Origin of the sequence: Streptomyces sp. OfavH-34-F (genome assembly GCF_022347745.1) — a bacterium.
Lineage (GTDB): Bacteria > Actinomycetota > Actinomycetes > Streptomycetales > Streptomycetaceae > Streptomyces.
On the sequence record NZ_JAKRGC010000326.1, the window covers coordinates 1 to 7,224 of the forward strand.

Here is a 7,224-nt window from a genome sequence, read left to right on the forward strand (position 1 = left end):
CCCCGGCCCGGTCCCTGCCGGCTCCGCGCGGGCCCGGCCGGCCTCGTCGCGCGGCCGCCGCCCCGATCACGGGAGATTGGCTGATATTCGCCGTACGTGTACGGGCCCGGTGTTCCGCCGCGGCGTGCGGGTCACGGCGCCGACGGGGCGGTGCGCCGGGCGCGCGTCATCGCCGTCCGGACGAGGAACACCGCCGCGAGCACGAGCGCCGCGCCGTGCGACCAGCCGACGACCGCGAGCGGGCTCGTGTGCTCCAGGGCCGCCGCGACGGCGATCATCCCGACGCCGAAGCCCAGGTTCTCCACCGTCGCGGAGAGCCCGAACGCGTGCGCGCGCGGCCCCGCCGGCAGGGTCTGGAGATGCGAGGTGTACGCCACCTCGGTCAGCCCGTCCGCCGCGCCCGCGATCAGCGCGACCACGGCCGTGGCCGCCGCCGGGAACCCCGCGAACGCCAGGACGAAGGCCGTCGACATCACACAGGTGCCGTAGCCGAAGGCCGCCGCGCCCGCGGACCGGCCGGTGCGCCGCCCGTACCGCTGGATCACCTGCTGCGCCGCGATGTTGCCGACCGCCCACAGGCACCAGAAGGCGCTCACGAACAGGGCGGGGCGCGCGGCGTCCAGCGCGGCGGAGTGCACCGGCAGCGCCGCGTTGTGCGAGGAGGAGCCCAGCGCGTCCACCCCGCGCAGCGCGACCATCAGCCCCAGCCCCGGCACGGCCGCCAGCGCGGCGAACGCGACCGGCTTGCGCGGCCGGGCCCGCCGGGGCCGCTCGCGTACCGCCCCGTCCCGGCCGCCCTTCCCGCCGCCCGCGACCGGCAGCAGGGCCACCGTCAGCGCGCACACCGCGAAGGTGCCCAGGTCCACGGCGAACGCGGCGGTGTACCCCACCAGGGAGACGACGACACCCGCCGAGGCGAACCCGGCCACCATGGCCAGCGAACGCCCGGTCACCGAGAGCGAGTTCGCCCAGCCCCGCCGCTCCTCACCCACCATCTCCGGTACGGAGCTGCGCAGGGCCACCATGAACAGCGTCCCGCAGCTCCCGGCCACCACGGAGACGGCGAACAGCGAGGGCGTACGCCAGGACTCGGGCGCCGCGATCAGCGGCACCAGCACCGCGCCCTGCGCCACGTTCGTCCAGAGCAGCACGCTCTTCGCCGAGCGGCGCGCGAGCAGCGCCCCCGCGACCAGGCCGGCGACGAATCCGGCGCCCAGCCGGACCGCCATGAACAGCCCCATGGCGAGCGCCCGCCCCGTCGTCTCGTAGACGAAGAGATTGAGCGCCACCATGTTGAGGAACGTGCCGTACGAGGAGACCGCGTACCCGGCCACCAGAAGGCGGAACACGCGCTCGCCGCGCGGCGGCCCGGCGGCATCCGTCCCTTCCCGCCCGCGGGCGGAGATCATCCCCATGCTGGTGCGCACCCCCCTGGCAGAAGCGGCGCCGCCGGAGGGGAAGCCCCTCCGGCGGCGCGGGAATCAGCCCAGTCCGGGGCCGCGCACCGGAATGCTGGTGAACGTCGGCGCCGGAGCGGGCTCGGTGAAGAAGTCGTTGCCCTTGTCGTCGACGACGACGAACGCGGGGAAGTCCTCCACCTCGATCCGCCAGACCGCCTCCATGCCGAGCTCCTCGTACTCGACGACCTCGACCTTCTTGATGCAGTCCTGCGCGAGCCGGGCCGCCGGGCCGCCGATCGAGCCGAGGTAGAAGCCGCCGTGCTCGGCGCACGCGTCGGTCACCTGCTTGGAGCGGTTGCCCTTGGCGAGCATGACCTTGGAGCCGCCCGCCGCCTGGAACTGGGCGACGTAGCTGTCCATGCGGCCGGCCGTGGTCGGGCCGAAGGAACCGGAGGCGTAGCCCTCGGGGGTCTTCGCCGGGCCCGCGTAGTACACCGGGTGGTCCTTGAGGTACTGCGGCATCTCCTCGCCCGCGTCCAGGCGCTCCTTGATCTTGGCGTGCGCGATGTCGCGCGCCACGACCAGCGGACCGGTCAGCGAGAGCCGGGTCTTGACCGGGTACTTCGTCAGCTCCGCGAGGATCTCGTCCATCGGCCGGTTCAGGTCGATGCGGACGACGTCGCCCTCGCTCTCCAGCTGCTCGTCCGTGGTGTCCGGCAGGAAGCGGGCCGGGTCCTTCTCCAGCTGCTCCAGGAAGACGCCCTCGGCGGTGATCTTCGCGGTGGCCTGGCGGTCCGCCGAGCAGGACACGGCGATGGCGACGGGCAGCGAGGCGCCGTGCCGGGGCAGCCGCACCACGCGGACGTCGTGGCAGAAGTACTTGCCGCCGAACTGCGCCCCGATGCCGATTCGCTGCGTCAGCTCGAAGACCTTCTGCTCCAGCTCCTTGTCCCGGAAGCCGTGCCCGGTGGGGGAGCCCTCGGCGGGCAGCTCGTCCAGGTAGTGGGCCGAGGCGTACTTCGCAGTCTTGAGCGCGAACTCGGCGGACGTACCGCCGACGACGATCGCCAGGTGGTACGGCGGGCAGGCCGCCGTCCCCAGCGAACGGATCTTCTCCTCCAGGAACTTCATCATGGAGGCCTCGTTGAGGACCGCCTTCGTCTCCTGGAACAGGAACGACTTGTTGGCCGAGCCGCCGCCCTTGGCCATGAAGAGGAACTTGTACGCGCCGCCGTCGGTGGCGTACAGCTCGATCTGCGCCGGGAGGTTGGAGCCGGTGTTCTTCTCCTCCCACATGGTCAGCGGGGCCATCTGCGAGTAGCGCAGGTTGAGCTTGGTGTACGCGTCGAAGATGCCGCGCGACAGGGCCTCCTCGTCACCGCCCGCGGTCAGCACGTTCTGCCCGCGCTTGCCCATGACGATCGCCGTGCCGGTGTCCTGGCACATGGGCAGCACGCCCGCGGCGGCGATGTTCGCGTTCTTCAGCAGGTCGAGCGCGACGAACTTGTCGTTGGACGACGCCTCCGGGTCGTCCACGATCCGCCGCAGCTGCGCGAGGTGCGCGGGCCGCAGGTAGTGCGAGATGTCGTGCATGGCCTCGGCGGCCAGGGTGCGCAGCGCCTCCGGCTCGACCTTGAGGAACGTACGTCCGTCGGCCTCGAAGGTGGACACACCCTCCGCGGTGACCAGACGATACGGCGTGGTGTCCTCTCCCAGCGGGAGCAGATCGGAGTACGCAAACTCTGGCATTACGGCCATTCCTCACTCGGCAGACAGCGGCTGACCACCCTTGGGCAGCGCACCCACCAGGGTAGGACGCGCGGGAAGCGCCGGGCTTGTGAGGTAGGGCTCACCCGGGGCTCCCCGGGGCCCGCCCGCGCCGCGCCGCACCGCCCCTGTCGCGATCTATCGCGTTTCGGTACGCTGGGGCGGTGGACCTCGAGAAGCAGCCCCAGCAGCCCACCGCACCGGCGGACACCGACGTCATCCGTGCCTCCGACGCGGACCGCGACCGGATCGCGGACATCCTGCGGGAAGCGCTGGCCGAGGGCCGGCTGACCGCCGACGAGCACGCCGAGCGGATCGACTCCGTCTACCGCGCCAAGACCGTCGGCGAGCTGGAGCCGCTCGTCCGGGACCTGCCGGCGCCGGCGGGCCCCGCGCCCGGAACCGCCACCGCCTCCCCGTACGCCTACGGCCCCGAACCGGCGTCCGGGCCCGCCGAGAACCTGGTGGCGATCTTCAGCAGCTCGACGCGCAGGGGCCGTTGGCGGGTGGGCGCCCGTACCAACGCCTTCTCGCTTTTCGGCAGTGTGGAAATCGACCTGACGGAGGCTCTTTTCGGCCAGCGTCTGACGGTGATCAACGCGACGTCCGTCTTCGGCAGCGTGGACATCCGGGTGCCCGAGAACATCTCCATGCGCGGCAGCGGTACGGGCATTTTCGGCAGCTTCGAGGTCCGTACGCTCGAATCCGCCGACCCCGAGGCCCCGGTGGTCGTCGTCAACGGATACGCGGTGTTCGGCAGCGTCGAGGCGAAGCCGAAGCGCGGCAAGTTCATCGCCGACCTCCAGGACCGGGTGCGCAAGCACCTCGGCAAGCACCTCGACCACTGACGGCCTCCGGACGCGCGTTCCGGCAGCGATTCTTTCCGGCCGAAAAGGGGCTCGACCGCAGGTACGCGGTACGGACCTGAGTGCCACTCAGTGCATAGGCGCACGCACAGCGGGTAGGGACTGCTGCATCGCATCTCGCTCGCGAAGCCGTCGTCAGGAGTGGACCGTGCTGCAACTGCCGCCTCAGCCCCTGCAGGTCGCCGCCGTCCCACCGCAGCGGATTCCCGCTCGGGAGGACCAGGCCGGCCCGTGGCACTCGGAGGCGGTGTGCCGCCGGGACGAGGCCGGGCTGTTCTTCGCCCCGTCGAAGGAGCCGACCGCCGCCCGCCTCTCGCGCGAGGAGTCCGCCAAGCGGGTCTGCGCGCGGTGCCCCGTGATGGTGGAGTGCCGCGAGCACGCCCTGATGCAGCCCGAGCCGTACGGGGTGTGGGGCGGCCTCACGGCCGCCGAGCGCCGTGTGGCGCTGGCCCGGCGCAGACGGCGCGATGTGGAACTGAAGACGTCGGGCGCGACCGGCCGGATCGCGGCGGCCGGCTGACCGCCCCGCCCCCTACGCATACGAAGAGGCGCCCCCACCGCACATGGGGGGCGCCTCTTCGGGCGGACGCGCGGCCGCCGGCCGTGGGGTGGGGCCGGGCGGTTACTTCGCGCGGTCGAAGTCGATGGCGCTGTAGGCGCGCAGCTTCGACAGCCGGTGGGTGGAGCTGATGGTCCGGATGGTGCCGGACTTCGATCGCATGACGATGGACTCGGTGGTCGCGGTCTCCGAGCGGTAGCGCACCCCGCGCATCAGCTCGCCGTCGGTGATCCCGGTCGCCACGAAGAACACGTTGTCCCCGCCGACCAGGTCGTCCGTGGACAGCACCCGGTCCAGGTCGTGCCCGGCGTCCAGGGCGCGCCGGCGCTCCGCCTCGTCCTTCGGCCAGAGCTTGCCCTGGATCACACCGCCGAGGCACTTTATGGCGCAGGCCGAGATGATGCCCTCGGGCGTGCCGCCGATGCCCATCAGCAGGTCCACGCCGGTGCCCTCGCGGGCGGCCATGATCGACCCGGCCACGTCGCCGTCGGAGATGAACTTGATCCGGGCGCCGGTCTCCCGGATCTCCCTGACGATGCCCTCGTGGCGGGGCCGGTCCAGCACGACGACCGTGACGTCCTCGGGCGTGGAGTTCTTCGCCCGGGCGACCCGGCGGATGTTCGCCTCCACGGGGGCGTTGATGTCCACGAAGTCGGCCGCCTCGGGGCCGGTGACCAGCTTGTCCATGTAGAAGACGGCGGACGGGTCGAACATCGCGCCCCGGTCGGCGGCGGCCAGGACGGCGATCGCGTTCGGCATGCCCTTGGCGTTCAGCGTCGTGCCGTCGATCGGGTCCACGGCGATGTCCACCTCGGGCCCGGTGCCGTCGCCCACGTGCTCGCCGTTGAACAGCATGGGCGCCTCGTCCTTCTCGCCCTCACCGATGACGACGACGCCGTTCATGGACACGGTGGAGACGAGGGTCCGCATGGCGTTCACGGCGGCGCCGTCGGCCCCGATCTTGTCCCCGCGGCCGACCCAGCGCCCGGCGGCCATGGCGGCGGCCTCGGTGACCCGGACCAGCTCCAGCGCGAGGTTGCGGTCGGGGGCCTCCGGGGAGACCTCCAGTTGGGACGGCAGATGATGCTCGGACATCGGAGCGCACCTTTCTGTACGGCGACGACCGGATGAGGGTGATCTGACTCTATCGCCAGGCCGATAAAATGAGCAGACCGGGTCACGTTTGAGCGGGGTGGCCCCCGATTCGGTCCCGCAGGGGCTGATGCGACGATGGACCCGTGGCAAGCAAGCGAGGCAAGCAGACCGTCCGGGACATGATCCTGTCGTTGTTGGCGATCGCCGCGGTGTCGGGCGTCGTCTACATCTTCATTCCGCACGACGATTCCGGCGACCCGCTCAAGGCGGTCGACTACCGGGTCGAACTCGCGACCGCGCGCCGCGCCGCGCCGTACCCGGTGGCGGCCCCCAGCGGTCTGCCGGAGGGCTGGAAGGCCACCTCGGTCACGTACGACGGGGCCGCGGGCAACAGCTGGCACCTGGGCTTCCTCGACCCGGACGGCCGGTACGTCGCGGTCGAGCAGTCCACCTCCCCGGCCAGGACCTACATCAGCCAGGTGAGCCAGAAGGCCGAGGACACCGGGCGCACGCAGGAGGTCGCGGGGAAGACCTGGCGGCGCTGGGAGGGCCCGAAGTACGACGCGCTGGTGCGCGAGGAGGACGGCGCCACGACCGTGGTGACCGGCTCGGCGCCGCCGGAGCGGCTGGCGGAGATGGCGGCGGCGCTCAGGACGTCCTGACGCCCGCGCACACCTACGGGGAGGGCCCCGGAGCGAATCGCTCCGGGGCCCTCCCCGCGTGGTGTCCGGTTCCGGGGAACGCGGCTCAGACGGTCTTGACGACCTCGTCGTAGGCGAGGCGCGGCAGGCGCGGGAACCAGGCATCCTCGCCCGGCTTGCCGATGTTGACGACCATCAGCAGGCTGTGGTCGCCGTCCAGGAACTCCTTCTCGATGCCCGCGGCGTCGAAGCCGGTCATCGGGCCGGCGGCCAGGCCGGCGGCGCGCACGCCGATGATGAAGTACGCGGCCTGGAGGGCGGCGTTGAGCGAGGCGGCGGACTCGCGGACCGGGCGCTCCGAGAAGAACAGGTCCTTGGCCTGCGGGAAGTGCGGCAGCAGGCCCGGCAGCTCCTCGTGGAACTCGTTGTCGGCGGCCAGGATCGCGACCAGCGGCGCGGTGGAGGTCTTGGCCTGGTTGCCCTCGGCCATGTGCTGCACGAGGCGCGCACGCGCGTCGTCCGAACGCACCAGCACGACGCGCAGCGGCGACTGGTTGAAGGCGGTCGGGCCGTACTTGACCAGGTCGTAGATGGCCTGGACCTGCTCGTCGCTCACCGGCTCGTCGGTGAACGTGTTGGCGGTGCGGGCCTCACGGAAGAGGAGGTCCTGGGCGGCGGGGTCAAGAACGAGGGACATCGGGCGAAACACCTTCCGGACGTACGCGGGGGGATCGGGCCGCGACCACGGGGATCGGCGACGTGGATCACCGTACGGCGAAAGTGCGTTAACGTTCAACTAAATGAGGAGTGGGGAGGCTCACCCCGGAATCCCGGAATACCCCGCCCCCAGGGGCTGCGGGCGCTCGCCGCACCGCCCGAGCCGACCGCGCCCGACC

At 71.8% G+C, this 7,224-nt stretch carries 7 protein-coding genes; 3 read left to right on the forward strand and 4 right to left on the reverse strand.

Annotation, left to right across the window (positions count from 1 at the left end):
- Window positions 1-131 precede the first annotated feature (131 nt).
- Together MHW47_RS29840 and MHW47_RS29845 are read right to left on the reverse strand one after the other, a co-directional pair.
- On the reverse strand, window positions 132-1,334 hold the full coding sequence (locus tag MHW47_RS29840; RefSeq protein WP_239226945.1) for an MFS transporter: 1,203 nt from the start codon (window positions 1,332-1,334) through the stop codon (window positions 132-134).
- 147 nt (window positions 1,335-1,481) lie between these two features.
- Entirely contained in the window at window positions 1,482-3,158 is a 1,677-nt protein-coding gene (locus MHW47_RS29845) for a fumarate hydratase (RefSeq protein ID WP_275449808.1), read from the reverse strand.
- Window positions 3,159-3,331: 173 nt separating this feature from the next.
- Between MHW47_RS29845 and MHW47_RS29850 the strand changes: the two genes are divergently transcribed.
- A complete protein-coding gene (locus MHW47_RS29850) occupies window positions 3,332-4,015 on the forward strand; it encodes a DUF1707 domain-containing protein (RefSeq protein ID WP_239226936.1) in 684 nt (227 codons plus the stop codon).
- 166 nt (window positions 4,016-4,181) lie between these two features.
- Window positions 4,182-4,553 carry a WhiB family transcriptional regulator gene (locus MHW47_RS29855; RefSeq protein WP_239226937.1) on the forward strand — a complete coding sequence of 124 codons (372 nt, stop codon included), beginning with the start codon at window positions 4,182-4,184 and terminating at the stop codon, window positions 4,551-4,553.
- 102 nt (window positions 4,554-4,655) lie between these two features.
- Here the strand turns inward: MHW47_RS29855 and glpX are convergent, their stop codons facing one another.
- Complete coding sequence (gene glpX, locus MHW47_RS29860) at window positions 4,656-5,687, reverse strand: class II fructose-bisphosphatase (RefSeq protein ID WP_239226939.1); 1,032 nt, start codon at window positions 5,685-5,687, stop codon at window positions 4,656-4,658.
- 143 nt (window positions 5,688-5,830) lie between these two features.
- Between glpX and MHW47_RS29865 the strand changes: the two genes are divergently transcribed.
- Window positions 5,831-6,349 carry a DUF4245 domain-containing protein gene (locus tag MHW47_RS29865; RefSeq protein ID WP_239226941.1) on the forward strand — a complete coding sequence of 173 codons (519 nt, stop codon included), beginning with the start codon at window positions 5,831-5,833 and terminating at the stop codon, window positions 6,347-6,349.
- An 85-nt stretch (window positions 6,350-6,434) separates the two neighbouring features.
- Here MHW47_RS29865 and MHW47_RS29870 read toward each other — a convergent pair whose 3' ends face one another.
- Complete coding sequence (locus tag MHW47_RS29870) at window positions 6,435-7,025, reverse strand: malonic semialdehyde reductase (RefSeq protein ID WP_239226943.1); 591 nt, start codon at window positions 7,023-7,025, stop codon at window positions 6,435-6,437.
- Between the last annotated feature and the right edge of the window lie 199 nt (window positions 7,026-7,224).